This window comes from Streptomyces sp. NBC_00669 (assembly GCF_036226785.1).
GTDB lineage: Bacteria > Actinomycetota > Actinomycetes > Streptomycetales > Streptomycetaceae > Actinacidiphila.
In genome coordinates this window covers 4,482,898-4,500,552 of the sequence record NZ_CP109018.1, presented here as the reverse complement: position 1 = coordinate 4,500,552, position 17,655 = coordinate 4,482,898, and the positions used below count along the sequence as shown (strand labels likewise).

The 17,655-nt window shown below is 72.8% G+C and carries 17 protein-coding genes and 1 pseudogene; 8 read left to right on the top strand and 10 right to left on the bottom strand.

What is annotated here, in order from left to right; genetic code table 11:
- Nucleotides 1–25: 25 nt before the first annotated feature.
- Nucleotides 26–670 carry a GntR family transcriptional regulator gene (locus OG896_RS18640; protein ID WP_328466763.1) on the top strand — a complete coding sequence of 215 codons (645 nt, stop codon included), beginning with the start codon at nt 26–28 and terminating at the stop codon, nt 668–670.
- Entirely contained in the window at nt 667–1,980 is a 1,314-nt protein-coding gene (locus tag OG896_RS18635; RefSeq protein WP_329366883.1) for an MFS transporter, read from the top strand. The genes OG896_RS18640 and OG896_RS18635 overlap by 4 nt, the downstream gene beginning before the upstream one ends.
- A gap of 240 nt (nt 1,981–2,220) precedes the next feature.
- On the opposite strand, the gene OG896_RS18630 is transcribed toward OG896_RS18635, so the two are convergent.
- From OG896_RS18630 to OG896_RS18610, 5 genes are all read right to left on the bottom strand, one after another.
- Nucleotides 2,221–3,831 carry a cytochrome P450 gene (locus OG896_RS18630; RefSeq protein WP_329366882.1) on the bottom strand — a complete coding sequence of 537 codons (1,611 nt, stop codon included), beginning with the start codon at nt 3,829–3,831 and terminating at the stop codon, nt 2,221–2,223.
- A 102-nt stretch (nt 3,832–3,933) separates the two neighbouring features.
- Nucleotides 3,934–4,284, bottom strand: coding sequence for a DUF742 domain-containing protein (locus tag OG896_RS18625; protein ID WP_402442645.1), 351 nt, complete (start codon nt 4,282–4,284; stop codon nt 3,934–3,936).
- A complete protein-coding gene (locus OG896_RS18620) occupies nt 4,284–4,715 on the bottom strand; it encodes a roadblock/LC7 domain-containing protein (RefSeq protein WP_328466770.1) in 432 nt (143 codons plus the stop codon). The genes OG896_RS18625 and OG896_RS18620 overlap by 1 nt, the downstream gene beginning before the upstream one ends.
- Complete coding sequence (locus OG896_RS18615; protein ID WP_329366878.1) at nt 4,715–6,442, bottom strand: ATP-binding protein; 1,728 nt, start codon at nt 6,440–6,442, stop codon at nt 4,715–4,717. Before OG896_RS18615 ends, OG896_RS18620 begins: the two co-directional genes overlap by 1 nt.
- Nucleotides 6,443–6,890: 448 nt before the next feature.
- Nucleotides 6,891–7,718, bottom strand: a complete 828-nt coding sequence (locus OG896_RS18610; RefSeq protein ID WP_328466774.1) for a maleylpyruvate isomerase family mycothiol-dependent enzyme — start codon at nt 7,716–7,718, stop codon at nt 6,891–6,893.
- 135 nt (nt 7,719–7,853) lie between these two features.
- Here OG896_RS18610 and OG896_RS18605 point away from each other — a divergent pair, with 135 nt between their 5' ends.
- On the top strand, nt 7,854–8,630 hold the full coding sequence (locus OG896_RS18605) for a carbon-nitrogen family hydrolase (protein ID WP_329366874.1): 777 nt from the start codon (nt 7,854–7,856) through the stop codon (nt 8,628–8,630).
- Nucleotides 8,631–8,804: 174 nt separating this feature from the next.
- Here OG896_RS18605 and OG896_RS18600 read toward each other — a convergent pair whose 3' ends face one another.
- Nucleotides 8,805–9,299 carry an LURP-one-related/scramblase family protein gene (locus OG896_RS18600; protein ID WP_329366872.1) on the bottom strand — a complete coding sequence of 165 codons (495 nt, stop codon included), beginning with the start codon at nt 9,297–9,299 and terminating at the stop codon, nt 8,805–8,807.
- 65 nt (nt 9,300–9,364) lie between these two features.
- Here OG896_RS18600 and OG896_RS18595 point away from each other — a divergent pair, with 65 nt between their 5' ends.
- Nucleotides 9,365–11,209, top strand: a complete 1,845-nt coding sequence (locus OG896_RS18595; RefSeq protein ID WP_329366871.1) for an NHL domain-containing thioredoxin family protein — start codon at nt 9,365–9,367, stop codon at nt 11,207–11,209.
- Here the strand turns inward: OG896_RS18595 and OG896_RS18590 are convergent.
- Both OG896_RS18590 and OG896_RS18585 read right to left on the bottom strand, forming a co-directional pair.
- On the bottom strand, nt 11,203–11,442 hold the full coding sequence (locus tag OG896_RS18590; RefSeq protein WP_329366869.1) for a DUF6458 family protein: 240 nt from the start codon (nt 11,440–11,442) through the stop codon (nt 11,203–11,205). The two genes, OG896_RS18595 and OG896_RS18590, sit on opposite strands and share 7 nt — an antisense overlap.
- A gap of 100 nt (nt 11,443–11,542) precedes the next feature.
- Nucleotides 11,543–11,746 (bottom strand): hypothetical protein, encoded by a 204-nt coding sequence (locus tag OG896_RS18585; protein WP_329366867.1) that lies wholly within the window; start codon nt 11,744–11,746, stop codon nt 11,543–11,545.
- Nucleotides 11,747–11,837: 91 nt separating this feature from the next.
- Between OG896_RS18585 and OG896_RS40435 the strand changes: the two genes are divergently transcribed.
- Nucleotides 11,838–12,125, top strand: a complete 288-nt coding sequence (locus OG896_RS40435) for an LD-carboxypeptidase (protein ID WP_443057257.1) — start codon at nt 11,838–11,840, stop codon at nt 12,123–12,125.
- A gap of 128 nt (nt 12,126–12,253) precedes the next feature.
- Nucleotides 12,254–12,418, top strand: a pseudogene (locus OG896_RS18575) (LD-carboxypeptidase); the annotation flags it as partial.
- Nucleotides 12,419–12,457: 39 nt separating this feature from the next.
- Here the strand turns inward: OG896_RS18575 and OG896_RS18570 are convergent.
- Together OG896_RS18570 and OG896_RS18565 are read right to left on the bottom strand one after the other, a co-directional pair.
- Complete coding sequence (locus tag OG896_RS18570) at nt 12,458–13,762, bottom strand: M18 family aminopeptidase (RefSeq protein WP_329366865.1); 1,305 nt, start codon at nt 13,760–13,762, stop codon at nt 12,458–12,460.
- A 143-nt stretch (nt 13,763–13,905) separates the two neighbouring features.
- Nucleotides 13,906–15,732: an acyl-CoA dehydrogenase gene (locus tag OG896_RS18565; protein WP_329366863.1), complete on the bottom strand. Its 1,827-nt coding sequence runs from the start codon at nt 15,730–15,732 to the stop codon at nt 13,906–13,908.
- Between the two features lie 139 nt (nt 15,733–15,871).
- Between OG896_RS18565 and OG896_RS18560 the strand changes: the two genes are divergently transcribed.
- Both OG896_RS18560 and OG896_RS18555 read left to right on the top strand, forming a co-directional pair.
- Nucleotides 15,872–16,390: an SseB family protein gene (locus OG896_RS18560; RefSeq protein ID WP_402442222.1), complete on the top strand. Its 519-nt coding sequence runs from the start codon at nt 15,872–15,874 to the stop codon at nt 16,388–16,390.
- Between the two features lie 244 nt (nt 16,391–16,634).
- Complete coding sequence (locus OG896_RS18555) at nt 16,635–17,597, top strand: pirin family protein (RefSeq protein WP_329366861.1); 963 nt, start codon at nt 16,635–16,637, stop codon at nt 17,595–17,597.
- Nucleotides 17,598–17,655 lie beyond the last annotated feature (58 nt).

Below are 17,655 nucleotides of genomic sequence, written 5' to 3'. Positions count from 1 at the left end.
GTGTTGTATCTATGATGTGCGCATTATGGATACGAAGTCGCCGCCCGCCGCCGAGCGGGTCTACCTGCATGTGAAGAGCGGGGTGCTGGACCGGTCGTACGAGGGCGGGACGCTGCTGACCGAGGGGGACCTCGCCGAGGCGGTGGGGGTGTCGCGGACGCCGGTGCGGGAGGCGCTGCTGAAGCTGGAGGCGGAGGGGCTGCTCAAGCTGTATCCGAAGAAGGGCGCTCTGGTGCTGCCGGTCTCCGCGCAGGAGATCGCGGACGTGGTGGAGACCCGGCTGCTGGTGGAGCAGCACGCGGTCGCGAAAGTGGTGCACGCGGTGCCGGCGCGGCTGATCGAGCGGTTGGAGGAGTCGCTCGCCGAGCAGTGCGAGCACGCCGCCGCCGGCGACCTGTCCGCCTTCGCCGCCGCGGACCGCAGCTTCCACGCGGAGATCGTCCGCGCGGCGGGCAACCGTATCCTCGCGCACCTCTACGACCAGTTGCGGGACCGGCAGTTGCGGATGGGGGTGGCGACGATGCACGCCGAGCCGAGCCGGGTGGCGAAGAACATCGCCGAACACACTGAGATCCTCCAGGCGTTGCGGAACGGCGACGAGCGGACCGCGGCGGAGGTCGTGGACCGGCACGTGTCCTGGGTCAACACGCTGGCCCGGGGCGAGTCGTGACCGGGAAGCCACTGCCGGGGGACCCACCGGGCGGCCGCCGGGCCGCGCTCGTCTGGGGTGTGGGCACCCTGGTCTACCTCGTCGCCGTCGTGCACCGCACCAGCCTCGGCGTCGCCGGGATCGACGCCGCCGCCCGCTTCCACATCGGCGCCTCCGCGCTGTCGTCGTTCTCCATCCTCCAGGTGCTGGTCTACGCGGGCATGCAGATACCCGTCGGCCTGATGGTGGACTCGCTCGGCACGAAGCGGGTGCTGATGCTCGGCGCGGTCCTCTTCACCGTCGGTCAGGGCGCGTTCGCGCTGTCGCACTCCTACGGGATGGCGCTCGCCGCCCGCGCGGTACTCGGCTGCGGCGACGCGATGACCTTCGTGAGCGTGCTGCGGCTCGGCTCGCGCTGGTTCCCCGCGCGGCGCGGGCCGATGATCGCCCAGGGTGCGGCGCTCTTCGGGGTCGCGGGCAACCTCGTGTCCACGGTGGCGCTTTCGCGGGTACTGCACTCCGCCGGCTGGACCCCCACGTTCCTCGGCACCGCGATCGGCGGTGCCTTCGTCCTCGTCCTGGTCGCCCTCTTCCTCAAGGACCACCCCGACGGGTACGTCCCCGCTCCCGCCGAGCACGCCGGACTCGCCTACGTACGGCGGCAGATCGCCGATGCCTGGCGGGAACCCGGTACCCGGCTGGGCATGTGGACGCACTTCACCACGCAGTTCTCCGGGATGGTGTTCCTGCTGCTGTGGGGGATGCCGTTCCTCGTCGAGGACCAGGGGATGTCGCGAGGCGGCGCGGGTGGGCTGCTCACGCTGGTGGTCCTCGCGAACATGGTGTTCGGGATGGTCTTCGGGCAGTTGATCGGGCGGCATCACGGGGCTCGGATGCCGTTGACGCTCGGCGTCATCGCGGCGACCGCGGTCGCCTGGGCGGCGGTTCTCGGGTGGCCCGGCGGGCACGATCCGCTCTGGCTGCTCGTGGTGTTGTGCGTCGTGCTCGGGGCCTGCGGCCCGGGCTCCATGATCGGGTTCGACTTCGCCCGGCCGGCGAACCCGCCGGAGCGCTTCGGTACGGCGTCCGGGATCGTCAACATCGGGGGGTTCACCGCGTCCATGGTGACCCTTCTCGCGATCGGCTTGCTGCTCGACGCCACCGGCGACGACTATCAGGTGGCCTGGAGCAGCGTGTTCGTCCTCCAACTGCTCGGAACCGTGCAGATCCTGCGGCTGCGGCGGCGGACGGCTCAGCTCGAACGGGAGCGGATCGCGGTGAGCCGGGTGGAAAGCGTCCACCGCGGCCACGCCGCAGCGATCCGCGACTAGGGCCTGGCGGGGAGGCGCGGCCGCGGGTCCGCCCGGGCCGCGTGGTGCTGTCGGCTCCCGGACCACGCGCCGCTGAGAACGCGCGGCTCCTTCCGCGGAAAGAGGGTCACCTGCCCGGGGGCGCGGGGAACTGCGCGCTCAGCAGGCCACCGGCCCGCGGTCGGGAAACGAACCGGCACCACAACGGTGCTTGGCCGAGGGGCGCCCCGGCGGGCCGTGGGCAACCGGGGGTTCAGGGGCTCACAAGGGAGTGAACGTCACCGGGAGGGCCGCGGGGCCGCGTTGCCAGAGGGAGGGGCGCCAGGGGAGCTGGTCCGGGGGGAGGGTGGGGACGAGATCGGGGATGCGGTCGAGGAGGATCTCCAGCGCCGTGGTCGCGACGACCTCCGCGAGCTGGGGCGCGGGCGCGGGACAGCGATGGGCGCCGTGGCTGAACGACAGATGCGCGTGGTTGCCGACGGCGGCCCCGGGAAGTGCCGGGCGGACCTGGGGGTCCGCGTTGGCCGCGGCCAGCCCGAGCACGAGGCAGTCGCCGCGCCGGATGTACCGCCCGCCGAGCTGGGTGTCGCGGGTGGCCCACCGCCCGATGACGTTCTGCACGGGCGGATCGGTCCACAACACCTCCGCGAGCGCCTGGGAGATGCTGCGCCGCCCCCCGGACAGGGTGAGCGCGAACCGCTCGTCGGTGAGCAGCAGCCGCAGCGTGTTGCCGATCCAGTCCGCGGTGGGCCGCCGCCCGGCCGCCATGATCGTGAGCAGGTCCTGCACGACCTCCTCGTCGGTGAGGCCCGCCGGATGCGCGAGCAGCCGGGACGGGATGTCGGCCCCGGGCGCGGGGGCCCGCCGGGCCCGCGCGAGCACCGCTTCCAGCGTGGCCCGCAGCCGCGCGGCGGACGCGGCGGGCCCGGCCGGCGCTGCCAGGTGGGCCGGGTGGACCGGGTGGGCCGGGTGCGAGGGCTCCGCGGCCGGCCCGGGCGCGGCGGTGCCGTAGCCGTACTGGCCGGCCAAGTCCCGTTCCAGCGCCGCTGTTTCGGCCGGCTGCAACCCGAACAGCCCGGCCATGACGTGCAACGGCACCTGCTCGGCGTACTGCGCCACCAACTCCGCCCGCCCGGCCCCCGCGAACGCGTCCACCGCGGCGTCCGCGGCCCGCTCGGCGCGCTGCCGTAGCTCGAACGGGTCGACCCCGCCGAGCACGTCGGCGACCGCGCCCGCGCGCCGTACGTGCTCCTCCCCCTCGGTGAACCGGACCGACGGGGTGTGCGCCACGTGCGGCAGCAGCGGCCAGCCGGCGGGGACGCGGTCCCACGCGTGCCAGCGGCGCGGGTCCCGCCCGAACAACTCCGGGTTCCCGGCCACGACATGCACCTCGTGGTAGCCCAGGACGAGCCACGCGGGCATCCCGCCGTCCAGCAGCACGGGTGCGACCGGCCCGTACGCCTCCCGCAGCGCCCGGTAGTACGCCCCCGGGTCGGCGTGGTCGAACGCGGGCCCGGCCGGCTGCGGCACGTGGGCGACCTGGTGGTGCGCCTGTGCCTGCGCCTGCTCCCGGGCCTGCGGCGGGTGCCCCTGTTCCGGCCCGGGCCGCAGGGCCCGCTCCGGTTCCGCGGCCCCTTCCGCACCCGACCCGGGCCCCTGCACGTGTCCCTGCCCCTGCACGTGCCCTTGCCCCTGCGCCGCGGCCGGCCCCCACGGCGGCACCGGCTGCGGCCCGGGTATCTCCGCGAGCTTCTGCCGTGCCGCAGCACCCACTTGGGGCACCCGCCGCTGCGGTGCGAGCCCGCGCGGCGGCACCACCTCGTCCGCCCGGTCGCGCCGCGCCTCCGGTTCCCGCTCCTGTGACGATGTCATGTGCCCGTTCTCTCTCCTGCGTTCACGCGGGTGCCCACCGCGACGCGCCCCGCCCGGCGCCCCGTCCCGTGACCGGCTCCGCGCCCTGCCGCGGTTCCCGGCTCAGAGGTTGTGCAGCGCACGGAGGACCTTCCTCAGCATGTCGGAAGGGGGCAGCAACTCCGCCGCGGTGGTGGGCGCATGGGCGCTGATGTGCTGCGCGTTGAGGAGGTCGGCGAGCAGCACCCGGACCACGCCGACCGGCAGGGCCAGGCGGGAGGCGAGTTCGAGTACGGCGATGGGGCGGCGGCACAGCCGCAGGATGCGGACGTGTTCCGAGGGCATTCCGGGGAGCGGTTCGGCGCGTGCGGCGATGACCGTGGCCAGGTCGAACCCCTTGGTGCCGGCGCTGCTCCGCCCACCGGTGAGGGTGTAGAGCCGGTCCGGGGCGCCGCTGTCGACCGGCACGCCCATCATGCCGGGAGCTTCCCGCGTATGCCCGCCGCGGGCAGGGTGCCGAGCTGGTCGCGGACCGCCTCGACGATGTCGTTCATGCCGCGCCCGACCGCGCGGGCGTCCGCCGACTCCTCCCCCACCACGGCCAGATGGGCGCCCGCGCCGGCCTCGACGAGGAACAGCGCGCCGCCGTGGAAGTCGGTCATCGACTGCCGTACGCCGCCGCTGCCGTCGCCGAACTCGACGCACGCGCCGTGCACCAGGCTCTGGATGCCGGAGGCGATCGCGGCGAGCTGGTCGGCGCGGTCCACGGACAGCTCGGGCGACCAGTGCAGCTTCAGCCCGTCGGCGGAGAGCAGCAGCGCGTGGCGGGCGCCGGGCGTCAGTGCCACGAACCGTTCGAGCAGTAACGCGACCCCGCCTCCGCCGCCACCGGTTCCGTTCGTCATCACTGGCCACCCTCCCCTTCGCTGTCGGCGGTTCCCCGGTCCCGGCCGGTCGCGGCGTCCCGGAAGGCGCCGAACCGGGCGCCCGCGTCGGCGCCGCCGGGCGGCGCCTCCCGCGCCGGAGCCCACGGGGGAGAGTCGTACCCGGGCGCGGTATCGGGCATGCCCCGCCCCCGGGTCCGCCGCGGCAGCGGCATGTGTACGGCCGAGGCAGGGCCCGGCGCCGCTCCGGGGTCCTCGACCGTGCCCGCGCCCGCGTCCGGGCCCGTAGGGGGCCGTACACCGCTTCCTGGGCCGCCTGCGGAGCCGCGCTCGGCCGGTCCCGCGTGCCCGATCTCCTCGGGCCGCCCGGGTTCGGGGAAGCCGTCGTACCCGGCGCCGATGTCGGCCCCGGGCGCCCCCGTGGACCCCTGGGCGCCGCCGTATCCACCGCCGCGGCCCAACTGCCCTTCCCCCGTGCCGGGTTGCGCGTCGTACCGCCCGCCGACCGCCGGCGTGCCGTACGACGCGGGGCCGTACGACTCCGCCGTGCGCGTGACGATCCTCGACGGGATCAGGACGACCACGCCGGTGCCGCCGCGCGAGGACGGCCGGAAGGAGATCCGCAGGCCGTGCTTGCGGGCCAGCCGGCCGACCACGGTGAGGCCGATCCGGGTGCCGGACAGGCCGGGCAGCAGGTCGTTCGCGGCCTCGGCCGGGTCGCCGGAGACGAGGCGTTCGATCCGGGCGAGGTCGCCGGCGGGCATCGCGAGCCCGGCGTCCTCCACGGTGACGACGACGCCCGAGTGCGACTCCTGGACGTAGACGTGGACTTCCTCGGACGGCGGCGAGAAATTGCAGGCGTTGTCCATGAGTTCGGCCAGCACGTGCATGACGCCCTCGGCGGCGTGCCCCGCGACGGCCGCGCCGGCCGTGGTGTGCAGCCGCACCCGGCGGTAGGCGTGGATACGGCCCATCGCGCCGCGCAGCACGCTCTCCATCGCGATCGGCCGGGTCCAACGGCGGCCGGAGCGCGAGCCGCTGAGCACCGCGACGCTGTCGGCGAGCCGGCCGGTCTGCGCGGCGCAGTGGTCCAGCCGCAGCAGGTCGTCCAGGACGCTCTCGTCGTGCCGCTGCTCCATCTCGCGCAGGTCGGCGAGCATGGTGGTGGTGAGGGCCTGCACGCGGGCGGCGGCGCTGGCGCAGGCGGCCATCCCGGCGGCCTTGGCGCGCTCGCTCGTGCCCAGCTCGCGGACCGTCAGTTCCAGCAGCCGCTGGTGCACCTCACCGACTGGGCGCGGCAGTTGGGCCAGCACGGTGCTGGTGGAGCCGCCCTCGCGCATCCGCTCGACGGCGAGCGGGATCGTCACCTCGGCCATCCGCGCGGCCTCGTCCTCCAGGGCGGCGGCCCGCGCGGTCTCGGTGTGCAGCGCGGCCCGCAGCGCTGCCTCGGTCTCGGCCCAGGCGCGCCGCCGCGCCTCCGTCTCCCGCACCGTTCGCCGGGCCGCGTCGAGTTCGGCGGCGGCCTGCCGGGTGGCTTCCGCGTGCAGCGCGACCGTACGGGCGGTGTCGTCCCGTAACTCCGCTGCCTCGGCGCGGAGTCGGCGCACCGTGCGGCGGCGGGAGGCGGCCAGCGCGACCACCGTGCCGAGCAGCAGGGCGGCCAGCGCACCGGCCACGGCCACCAGCGGGCGGTCCTGGTGGCTCGCGCGGCGCACCGCCCAGCCGCCGGCCGCGGCGCCGGCGACCACCACGGCGAGCGGGAGCGGCGCGGCGCGGACGACGGCACGGAACCCGCCGCCGGAGTCTCGCGGCGGCTGAAAAGGTAACGGGGAGCCTTGAGTTGACATCAATCGATACCCCATGGCCGGGCCGGAAGCCGACCGCCGTGCCGGGTCACGCTGACGTTACGGGCGGCAACAGGATGAGTTCGCCTCACCCTACTCGCCCAACTCGCCTTCAACGCCCGAAACGCGAGGGATTGGTCGCCGTACCGTTACTGGATCATCACCGCCCGTGCAAGAATCCACTTTCGGCCACCGATTCGCCCTGTTCCAGGGGCAGTTGGGCAACTCGCCCGGCCCTGCGGTGCATTGTGCGGCGGCCGGGCCCCGTGCAGCCGGAACCGGATCGGCCGGCACCTTGATGTGACCGGCACCCTGATGCGACCGGCCCCTGTGATGCGACCGGCCGCCGCCGCTAGGGCGTGACCGCGAGCTGCGCCAGGATCTGCTGGGCCAACTCCGGGTCGCCCTCGACCTTCAGCCGGTCCTCGGACACCGCGGTCGCCTTCACCCGGCCGGTGAGCAGCCGCAGGAACGTCTCCCAGTCGACCACGAAGGTGACCGCCGGGCCGAGCGAGACCGCGGAGTCGATGCTGCCGCGCCCCTCGGCGTTGACCCGGACGGTGCGCATGAACTCCAGCGGGCCGTGCACGTCGAAGACCACCGCGGAGCCGGGCTTGGCGCCCGCGTCGTGCGCGACCACCTTCGGCAGCGCGCGCAGGACGAACTCGCGGGACAGCACCGCGGCGGCCGACGCGAGGTTGCCGGGCTTGTCCAGGGCCCGGCGCAGGTCCTGTTCGTGCACCCACACGTCGAACACCCGCGACCAGAGCTGCTCTTCGAGGGTGGTCTCGCCGCCGCCGATCGCGCGCACGTCGGCGTCGGGCTGCCGCGACTCGTTCCGCAGCTGGCGGGAGCGCCGGATGATGGTGTACTCCAGTTCGGAGGTCATCTCGGGCGCGGTGTGGTGGCGGCGGATGTCGACCGGGACCTCGGTGTAGCGGGCGGTCTCGCTGGTGATGTGCCGCAGGTCGCTGGGCAGGCTGTGTATCGGCCGCGGGTCGCCGAGCAGTTCGCACTCGAAGCCGATGACGTGCGAGACCACGTCGCGAACGGACCAGTACGGGCACTCGGTGGGGCGGTTCCACTCACCCTCGGCGAGTGGCGAGACCAGCTCGTTGATGGACTCTATGGAGTGGGTCCAGGCGTCGATATACGGCTGGATCTTGCTGTGGACGGTCACGGGACCCCTCGACGGTCGGTGCGCGGTCGTGGCGGTTTGGCGCCTAAGTTAGTCTTCGCGCGGGCGCCCACGCAGTGCTTTCGAGTGACGATGGTAGGCCCGACTATGACGACCCAACGTAGGGGCGGTGTCCGGATGCGCGCAACGCTTCTCCAGATCGACGTGGACCCCGCCGAGCAGCCCGCCGCGCGGCGGGCCCGGGTGGCGGCGCTGGTGCGGGCGCAGGCCGGGGCGGATCTTGTCGTACTGCCCGAATTGTGGCCGGTCGGCGCGTTCGCCTCGGACCTGTTCCCGGCGGAGGCGGAACCGGTCGAGAGCGGGCCCACCGTCGAGGCGATGGCCGCGGCCGCGCGCGACGCCGGGGTGTGGCTGCACGCGGGCTCCGTCGTCGAGCGCGACCCCGAGGGGCCGCTCTACAACACCTCGCTGGTCTTCTCACCCGACGGGGAGCTGCGCGGCGCCTACCGCAAGATCCACCGGTTCGGCTTCGACCGGGGCGAGGCCACGCTGATGGCTCCGGGTGAGTCCGTCGTCACCGTGCGGCACCCCGAGGCCGTGCTCGGCCTCGCGACCTGTTACGACCTCCGCTTTCCCGAACTCTTCCGGCTGCTGGTCGACGCCGGGTCGGAGATCGTCGTCCTCCCCGCCGGCTGGCCCGCCCGCCGCCTCGCCCACTGGCGGGTCCTGGTGCAGGCCCGCGCGGTGGAGTGCCAGGCGTACGTCCTCGCGTGCGGGACCGCGGGGACCCACGCGGGGGTCGAGCAGGCCGGGCACAGCATGGTCGTCGACCCCTGGGGCGAGATCCTCTGCGAGGCCGGCCCCGGCGAACAGGCCCTCTCCGTGGACCTCGACCCCGCCCTCGTCGCCTCCACCCGGGCGGATTTCCCCGTCCTCCGGGACCGCCGCCTGTGACGGTGCCCTGACCCGCCCGGCTGCCCCGTCCTGTGGACGCCGGGACCTCGCGGTCCGCGCCGGCCGGTCGCGCGACCGGCCGCCGGGCCGCACCCGGCAGTGCACCGGAACCGTCGCGGCGGAGAGCCGTACGGCGGAGAGCCGTACATCCGTGCCTCCGCCGCGGAAAGCGGCTCAGTGGGAGTCGTGCTCCTTGGCGATGATGTGGTCCACGCACACCGCGATCGCGAGGAGCATGCCCGCGTCGGCGTCCTCGCGTTCGACGTCGATGGCGTAGGCGTCCCGCAGGGTGAACCAGCGGCGGGAGATGCGGGCGAGCCGCTCCCCGTCGTACTCGATGTCGTACTCCTTGTCGATGAGGTCGCCGCGGATCTCCAGTTCCTCGCCGGAGGCGAGTTCCGCGCGGAAGACCTCGCGCACCAGGGCGAGCCGCTTCTTCTTGACGGTGACCAGGGTCTGCCCGCCGCGCTCGATGGTCATGGCGTCACGCAGGCTGAGCAGCTTCTGGTGGATGACCGCCACCTCGTTGCCGTCGGCGTCCTGGATCTCCAGGGTGTCCCTGATCCGCAGCACCTTGCCGTCCACGTAGAAGGCGCGCCGCCCGTGCTCGTCCTCCACCCAGTAGTCGTCGCCGATCGCGAACATCTTCTCTCGCACCACGTATTTCATGGGGCATGTGTACCCCGGCCGGGGACCGGAATGTGTTTGGTGCCGTGATGCGGTTTGATGGGGATATGACTGCACGCGCACGCGTTCGAGCGCCCGAGCTGGTCGGCAAGGGCGGCTGGCTGAACACAGGTGATCGCCAACCCACCCTCGCTGACCTGCGTGGATCGATCGTGATCCTGGACTTCTGGACGTTCTGCTGCGTGAACTGCCTGCACGTCCTGGACGAGCTGCGCGAGCTGGAGGAGCGGCACCGCGACACCGTGGTGATCGTGGGGGTGCATTCGCCGAAGTTCGTGCACGAGGCGGAGCACCAGGCCGTGGTCGACGCGGTGGAGCGATACGGCGTGCACCACCCGGTGCTGGACGACCCGGAGCTCGCCACGTGGCGGCAGTACGCGGTGCGGGCGTGGCCGACGCTGGTGGTGATCGACCCGGAGGGCTACGTGGTCGCGCAGCACGCCGGGGAGGGGCACGCGCACGCGCTGGAGAAGCTGGTGAACCGGCTGGAGCAGGAGCACGCCGCCAAGGGCACCCTGCGCCGGGGCGACGACCTGTACGTACCGCCGGAGCCGGTCTCGACGAACCTGCGCTTCCCCGCGAAGGTGCTGTCGCTGCCGGGCAGCGGCCACTACCTGGTGTCGGACTCCACCCGGCACGCGCTGGTGGAGCTGGCGGCCGACGGCGAGACCGTGGTGCGCCGGATCGGCACCGGCGAGCGCGGACTGGCCGACGGCGGCCCGCAGGACGCCATGTTCAGCGAGCCGCAGGGCCTCGCCTTGCTGCCCGACCGCACCGTCATCGTCGCCGACACCGTGAACCACGCGCTGCGCCGGCTCGACCTGGACACCGGCGAGGTCACCACGGTCGCGGGCACCGGCCGGCAGTGGTGGCAGGGCTCCCCCACCTCCGGGCCGGCCCTGGAGGTGGACCTGTCCTCGCCGTGGGACGTGGCCTGGTTCGACGACCGGGTGTGGATCGCGATGGCCGGCGTGCACCAGCTGTGGACGTACGACCCCGCCACCGAGCGGGTCGAGGTCGCGGCTGGCACCACCAACGAGGGCCTGGTCGACGGGCACGCCGGCGACGCCTGGTTCGCCCAGCCGTCCGGGCTGTCGGCGGCCGACGGCCGGCTGTGGATCGCCGACGCCGAGACGTCCGCGCTGCGCTGGGCCGAGCGGGCGGCCGACGGCGACGGGTACGTGATCCGTACGGCGGTCGGCACCGGGCTCTTCGACTTCGGGCACCGTGACGGCCCGGCCGGGCAGGCGCTGCTCCAGCACCCGCTGGGCGTCACCGCGCTCCCGGACGGCTCCGTCGCGGTGAGTGACACGTACAACAACGCGCTGCGCCGGTACGACCCGGTGAGCGGCGAGGTGACCACGCTCGCGGGCGATCTGCGCGAGCCGTCGGACGCGGCCGTGGTCGACGGCGACGTGGTGGTGGTGGAGTCCGCCGGGCACCGGCTGACCCGGATGCGGCTGCCCGAGGAGGCGGCCCGCGTGCAGGGCGCCGCCCACCGCACGCAGCGGGCGGCGACCGACGTGGCGCCGGGCCCGCTGCGGCTGGACGTGGTGTTCAGCGCGCCGCCCGGCCAGAAGCTGGACGACCGCTACGGTCCGGCCACCCGGCTGCTGGTCGAGGCGACTCCGCCGGAACTGCTGAAGGCGGGCACCGGCAAGGGCACCGACCTCTTCCGGGAGCTGGAACTGGACCCGGCCGTGACCGAGGGCGTCCTGCACGTCTCGGCGATGGCGGCGTCGTGCGACGACGACACGGCCAATCCGTATCCCGCCTGCCATGTGCACCAGCAGGACTGGGGTGTCCCGGTGCGGCTGGTGCCGGGCGGCGACGCCCGGCTGGCCCTCGTCCTGGCGGGCATGGACGAGGGCCCCGCCGAACAGGCTCAGTAGCGGCGGTCCGACGGGTAGTAGCGCTCCTCCACGACGGGCGGCACGTCGCCGTCCGCCGTGGGCGGGATGCGCCGACGCTTGAAGATGCTGACGTACGCGGCGAGTCCGATGATGCCCACGGCCATCATGATCAGGCCGACCAGGTCGACGTTGACGCCCTTCATGTGCCAGTCGGTCGCGAACGTGATGATCGCGCCTACGGCGATGAGGACTATGCAGCCTCCGATGCCCACGATGCCCGCCTCCCTGTCGAGTTGACGGCGTGTGGTGACGGCTGTCGCCTACCCGGACCCTCGACCCGCAATCAGCGCGGTTCCTCGGCGGTGCGGTTCCTCAGTGGTGGCTGCGGCTGTGGCTGTGCGAGTGGTGGCTGTGGCTGCTCCCCGACGTGCTGTGACAGGCGGTCAGCCCGACCCCGCACACCGCGACGACCACGGCGGCGACCACGACGCTCCGACTACGGCTGCTGGCAAGGCTGTTGGTACGGCTGTTGGTACGGCTGGTGCTGTCGCTGCTTCTGTGCGTGCGGCTCGGCATGGCGCGGTATCCCCCGGGGGTGTCTTCGGCTGCGGTGTTCGAACGGACATCCTGCCGGGAGAGTTTCACAGCGCGGTGACAGGAACATCCCATTCGCTCGACAGGATGCGCGGATCGGCGATCATGGCGGTATGCGACGCCGGAGGAGCGGGCCGCGGACCTGCACGCGGCATTCGCCGACCCCGACATCAAGGCGGCGATCAGGAGCATCGGTGGGGTTTGGCGCCGCGACGGTTCCGGTCTGTTTCCGGGTGCGGCCCGGTGGCCGGTTGCTCGCGCGGCTCTCCCCGGAACTTCGGCTGAGAGGTACTCCCACGCGCCCTGTTGTGGCCGCTCGCCTTGGTCGTGTGCAGGCTTCCGAGCCACGGGTGCCGGCTGAATCGTGCGGAAGACGTCCACCATCAGGGGCGCGGGGAACTGCGCGACCAGCCCACCACCGGCCGTCAGGTCCGGGAACCGTCAGGGTGAGGCAGCCGGGACGGACCCGCCCGACGCGTCGACCACCGTGCCAGGCAACGCGCCGCCGTCCTGCGTGCGTTCGAGCGGTACGCCCCGGACACGATGATCGTCTTCGACGTCGACCTCGGCCACACCGACCCGCAGCAGGTCATCCCCTACGGCGGCCAGGTCCGCGTCGACGGCCCCGCCCGCCGCATCACGGTGACGTACTAGGAGGTACCGGCCACCGGCAGGACGGGGCAGCCGGGCGGGTCAGCTCGCCAGGAACGCGGTGAGGGCGTTCGCCAGGTGGTGCGGGTCGTCCGCGCCGGCGAGCTCGCGGGCGGAGTGCATGGAAAGCAGCGGCACCCCGATGTCCACGGTGGTGATGCCGTGGCGCGCCGCGGTGATCGGCCCGATCGTCGTCCCGCAGGGAATCGTGTTGTTGGAGACGAAGTGCTGCAACGGTACCCCGGCCCGCTCGCACGCGGCAGCGAACACCGCCCGGCCCACCCCGTCGGTGGCGTACCGCTGGTTGACGTTCGTCTTGAGGATCGGCCCCCCGTTCGCCCGCGGGTGATGGCTCGGGTCGTGCCGCTCCGCGTAGTTGGGGTGCACGGCGTGCCCGACGTCGGAGGACGCGCAGACCGTCGAGGCCAGCGCGCGCAGCACGTCCTCCTGGTCACCGCCCCGCGCCAGCACGGACCGCTCGAAGACCCGGCCGAGCAGGGGCCCGCCGGCCCCGGTGTCGGACTGGCTGCCGGTCTCCTCGTGGTCGAACGCGGCCAGCACGGGCACGAACGCGAGGTCGGGCCGCGCGGCGGCCGCGATGAGCGCGGCCACGCCCGCGTGCACGGAGAGCAGGTTGTCCAGCCGGGGGGACGCGAACAGTTCGCGGTCGCGCCCGAGATACGCCGGCGGCTGGACGTCGTGCGTCATGAGGTCCCACCCGGTGACGTCGGCATCGGCGACGCCCGCCTCCTCGGCGAGGAAGGCGATCAGGTCGCCCTCGGTCGCGTCGCCCAGGCCCCACAGGGGCTGGAGGTGGCGCTGCCGGTCCAGGGTGAGCGCGTCGTTCGCCGAGCGGTCGAGGTGGACGGCGAGCTGGGCCACCCGCAGCAGCGGCCGGTCGACGTTCACCAGGCGGGTGGAGCCGTCGCGCAGCGACAGCCGCCCGGCGATGCCGAGGTCGCGGTCGAGCCAGCTGTTGAGCAGCGGGCCGCCGTAGATCTCGACGGCGACCTGGCGCCAGCCGTGCGAGCCGAGGTCGGGCTGCGGCTTGACCCGCAGGTTGGGGGAGTCGGTGTGCGCGCCGACCACGCGGAACGGGGTGTGCGGTGCGGCGCCCTCGGGCACGTACCAGGCGACGACGGCGCCGCCGCGCACCACGTACCGCCCGCCGGCCCCGCCGCCGGTGCCGTCCTCCCACCGCTCGGCCTCCTCGACCCGGCGGAATCCGGCCGCGTCCAGCCGCTCGGCCACGGAGGCCGCGGCGTGGTACGGAGAGGGCGCGGATCGTACGAACGCGGCCAGGTCGTCGGTGTGCCCGCGGTCGAACGCAGGGTGCTGAGAGGTCATGGCAGCAGCTTAGTTTCGGCTCGGTTCCAGCCCCACCCGGCCGTTCGCCCGGTGGTCAGGCGGCGGCACCCGACGGCGGTCCGGCCGCACACGACGGTGTGCCGCCGCCCCGGAAGGGCGGCGGCACACCTGCCGTGCCTCGGTCAGAACGCCTCTTCGGGCAGGTCCATGACGTCGAGCGTGACGGCCTCGGCCAGCGCCCGTGCCGTGCCGACCTCCGGCAGGACGGTGGCCGCGAAGAACTTCGCCGCCGCGACCTTGCCCGCGTAGAACGCCTGGTCCTTGCCGGTCGCCGCCGGCAGCTTCTCCGCGGCCACCGCGGCGCCGCGCAGCAGCAGGTAGCCGGTGACGACGTCGCCGGAGGCGAGCAGCAGCCGGGTGGAGTTCAGCCCCACCTTGTAGATGGAGCGCACGTCCTGCTCGGTGGCCGCGAGGTCGGTGAGCATGGTGCCGACGATCGACTCCAGGTCGGCCGCGGACTTCGCGAGCTGGTCGCGGGCCGGGGCCAGGTCCTGCCCGCCCGGCGCCTCGGCGAGGAACTTCTTGATCTCCTCGCTGAGCGCGGTCAGCGCCTGCCCCTGGTCGCGGACGATCTTCCGGAAGAAGAAGTCCTGGCCCTGGATCGCGGTGGTGCCCTCGTAGAGGGTGTCGATCTTGGCGTCCCGGATGTACTGCTCGATCGGGTACTCCTGGAGGTACCCGGAGCCGCCGAAGGTCTGCAGCGACTGGGCGAGCTGCTCGTAGGACCGCTCGGAGCCGTAGCCCTTGACGATCGGCAGCAGCAGGTCGTTGAGCCCGTGGAGCTGCTTGGTGTCCTCGCCGCGGGCCTCGGCGGCCTCGATGCTGTCCTGGACGGTCGCCGTGTAGAGGACGAGGGAGCGCATGCCCTCCGCGTACGCCTTCTGCGTCATCAGCGAGCGGCGTACGTCGGGGTGGTGGGTGATGGTGACCTTGGGCGCGGCCTTGTTGGTGAACTGGGCCAGGTCCGGGCCCTGGACCCGCTCCTTGGCGTACTCCAGCGCGTTGAGGTAACCGGTGGAGAGGGTGGCGATCGCCTTGGTGCCGACCATCATGCGGGCGAACTCGATGATCCGGAACATCTGGCGGATGCCGTCGTGCCGGTCGCCGATCAGCCAGCCCTTGGCGGGGTGCCGGTCGCCGAAGGTCAGCTCGCAGGTGTTGGACGCCTTCAGGCCCATCTTGTGTTCGACGTTGGTGGCGTACACGCCGTTGCGCTCGCCCAACTCGCCGGTGGTGAAGTCGAACTCGAACTTCGGGACCATGAACAGCGACAGGCCCTTGGTGCCGGGTCCCGCGCCCTCGGGGCGGGCCAGCACGTAGTGGATGATGTTGTCGGTCAGGTCGTGCTCGCCCGAGGTGATGAAGCGCTTGACGCCCTCGATGTGCCAGCTGCCGTCCTCCTGCCGGACCGCCTTGGTGCGGCCGGCGCCGACGTCGGAGCCCGCGTCGGGCTCGGTGAGGACCATCGTGGTGCCCCACTGCTTCTCGACCGAGACGGCCGCGATCTTCTTCTGCTCCTCGGTGCCCTCCTCGAAGAGGATGCGGGCGAAGGCGGGACCGGAGCCGTACATCCACACGGCCGGGTTGGCGCCCAGCACCATCTCCGCGAAGGCCCAGATCAGGGAGCGGGGCGCGGTGGTGCCGCCGATCTCCTCGGGCAGGCCGAGCCGCCAGTACTCGGCGTCCATGAAGGCCGCGTAGCTCTTCTTGAACGACTCGGGCAGCGGCGCGGTGCTGGTCTCGGGGTCGAACACCGGCGGGTTGCGGTCGGCGTCGGCGAACGAGTCGGCGAGCTGGCGCTCCGCGAGGCGGGCGATCTCGCTCAGGACGTCCTTCGCGGTGTCCACGTCCATCTCGGCGAACGGACCGGTGCCGTAGACCTGGTCGCGGCCCAGGACCTCGAAGAGGTTGAACTCGATGTCGCGGAGGTTCGACTTGTAGTGGCCCATGACGGAGGCTCCGTATCGCAGTCAAGAAGAAGGCTTCACCCGAAATGATGCTACCGGTCGGTAATAAGGCGCAACCCCTTCCGGCCGGATGTGACGCCTTCCTCGTTGCCCGCCCGCCCGGGTCGATACCCTTGGGCCCGTGTACGGCTACGAGCAGAGCGGGAACGGCGGGCCCGGCGGTCCGATGGGCGCAGGCCCGATGGGTCCGCCGATGGGTGCGCCCATGGGCTCCCCGATGGGCGGCGGTCCGATGGGCGGCCCCGGCTACCAGGACCCCTCTCCCGCGTACCCGGAGCCGTCGCCGCCGTCGCTGGCCGACGCGGTCCGGGCGTTCACCACGGGCGCGATGATGGCCGAGGACTTCCAGGCGATCTTCGCCACGTCCAAGGTGTACTGCCCGCGCGGCGAGAATCCCGGGTTCCTGGCCTTGCACGACACCCAGCAGCCGGTGATCCCGATGTTCACCTCGCTCAAGGAGCTGCGGCGGTACGCGGGCAAGGAGTCGAAGTACTTCGTGATCACCGGGGCCGAGGTGCTGGACCTGCTCCCCACCGGCTACGGCTTCGTGCTCGACATCGACGGGCAGCACCGGATGGTGTTCGACGCGAAGGCGGTCGAGCAGATGGTCGACTTCACGATGCGCCGGATGTACGGGTAGCTCGTCAACGGGTCCGCTAGCTCGTCAACGGGTCCGCCCGGGTCGCCCGCAAGCACGCGGTGGGAGCCGCACGTACCAAGAGGCGCGGGGAACCGCGCGACAAGCCACCCACCGGCGGGTGGTCCCTGGAACCGACAGAACACACCACCCCGGCGGGTCTGCTCGCCGTGAGGGAATGCTCACGCCTTGCGAGATGTTCAGAGTTCAACTACTTTGGAAGCTGAGCATTCGCTAGGAGGCCGTCATGCCCGCAGTGACCGTAGAGAACCCGTTGAGCCTGCCCCGGGTGAGTCCGGCGCAGGGGAGCACGCCGAGGCCCGCGCTCGCGGTGAGCACCGCGCCGAGCGGACTGGAGGGCGAGGGCTTCCCGGTCCGCCGCGCCTTCGCCGGAGTCGACTACCGCCACCTGGACCCGTTCATCCTGATGGACCAGATGGGTGAGGTGGACTACGCGGCGGGTGAGCCGAAGGGCACCCCGTGGCACCCGCACCGTGGCTTCGAGACGGTGACGTACATCATGGACGGCACCTTCGTGCACCAGGACAGCCACGGCGGTGGCGGCACCATCACCAACGGCGACACCCAGTGGATGACCGCCGGGTCCGGGCTGCTGCACATCGAGACGCCGCCCGAGTCCCTCGTGCTGAGCGGCGGCCTCTTCCACGGGCTCCAGCTGTGGGTGAACCTCCCGAAGGCGGACAAGATGATGCCGCCGAAGTACCAGGACATCCGCGCGGGCGGCCTGAAGCTGCTCACCTCCGAGGACGGCGGCGCCCTCATCCGCCTGATCGCCGGGGATCTCGGCGGGCACCAGGGCCCGGGCGCCACCCACACCCCGATCACGATGATCCACGTCTCGGTGAACCCGGGCGCGACCGTCACGCTGCCGTGGCGGGCGGACTTCAACGCGCTCGCGTACGGACTCGCCGGCAGCGGCTTCGCCGGACCCGAGGCCCGCCCCTTCCACCTCGGCCAGGCGGTCGTCTTCGGCAAGGGCGACGCGCTCACGCTGCGCGCCCACGACAAGCAGGACTCCCGCAGCGCGAACTTCGAGGTCGTCCTGCTCGGCGGGCTCCCCATCCGCGAGCCGATGATGCAGTACGGCCCGTTCGTCATGAACTCCCACGCCGAACTCGCCCAGGCCTTCGACGACTTCCAGGCCGGCCGGCTCGGCACGATCCCGGCGGACTCCCCCCTGGGCCGCTGACGCCGGCGCACCGACCGCACGGACCCCACCGACCGCACCGACCGCACCGACCGCATCC

Bases quoted from the DNA above. Each gene is read 5' to 3' on its own strand.
- OG896_RS18640 (WP_328466763.1), top strand. From the start codon at position 26: ATGGATACGAAGTCGCCGCCCGCCGCCGAGCGGGTCTACCTGCATGTG.
- OG896_RS18630 (WP_329366882.1), bottom strand. From the start codon at position 3,831: ATGACATCGTCACAGGAGCGGGAACCGGAGGCGCGGCGCGACCGGGCG.
- OG896_RS18625 (WP_402442645.1), bottom strand. From the start codon at position 4,284: ATGGGCGTGCCGGTCGACAGCGGCGCCCCGGACCGGCTCTACACCCTC.
- OG896_RS18620 (WP_328466770.1), bottom strand. From the start codon at position 4,715: ATGACGAACGGAACCGGTGGCGGCGGAGGCGGGGTCGCGTTACTGCTC.
- OG896_RS18605 (WP_329366874.1), top strand. From the start codon at position 7,854: ATGCGCGCAACGCTTCTCCAGATCGACGTGGACCCCGCCGAGCAGCCC.
- OG896_RS18600 (WP_329366872.1), bottom strand. From the start codon at position 9,299: ATGAAATACGTGGTGCGAGAGAAGATGTTCGCGATCGGCGACGACTAC.
- OG896_RS18595 (WP_329366871.1), top strand. From the start codon at position 9,365: ATGACTGCACGCGCACGCGTTCGAGCGCCCGAGCTGGTCGGCAAGGGC.
- OG896_RS18585 (WP_329366867.1), bottom strand. From the start codon at position 11,746: ATGCCGAGCCGCACGCACAGAAGCAGCGACAGCACCAGCCGTACCAAC.
- OG896_RS18570 (WP_329366865.1), bottom strand. From the start codon at position 13,762: ATGACCTCTCAGCACCCTGCGTTCGACCGCGGGCACACCGACGACCTG.
- OG896_RS18565 (WP_329366863.1), bottom strand. From the start codon at position 15,732: ATGGGCCACTACAAGTCGAACCTCCGCGACATCGAGTTCAACCTCTTC.
- OG896_RS18555 (WP_329366861.1), top strand. From the start codon at position 16,635: ATGCCCGCAGTGACCGTAGAGAACCCGTTGAGCCTGCCCCGGGTGAGT.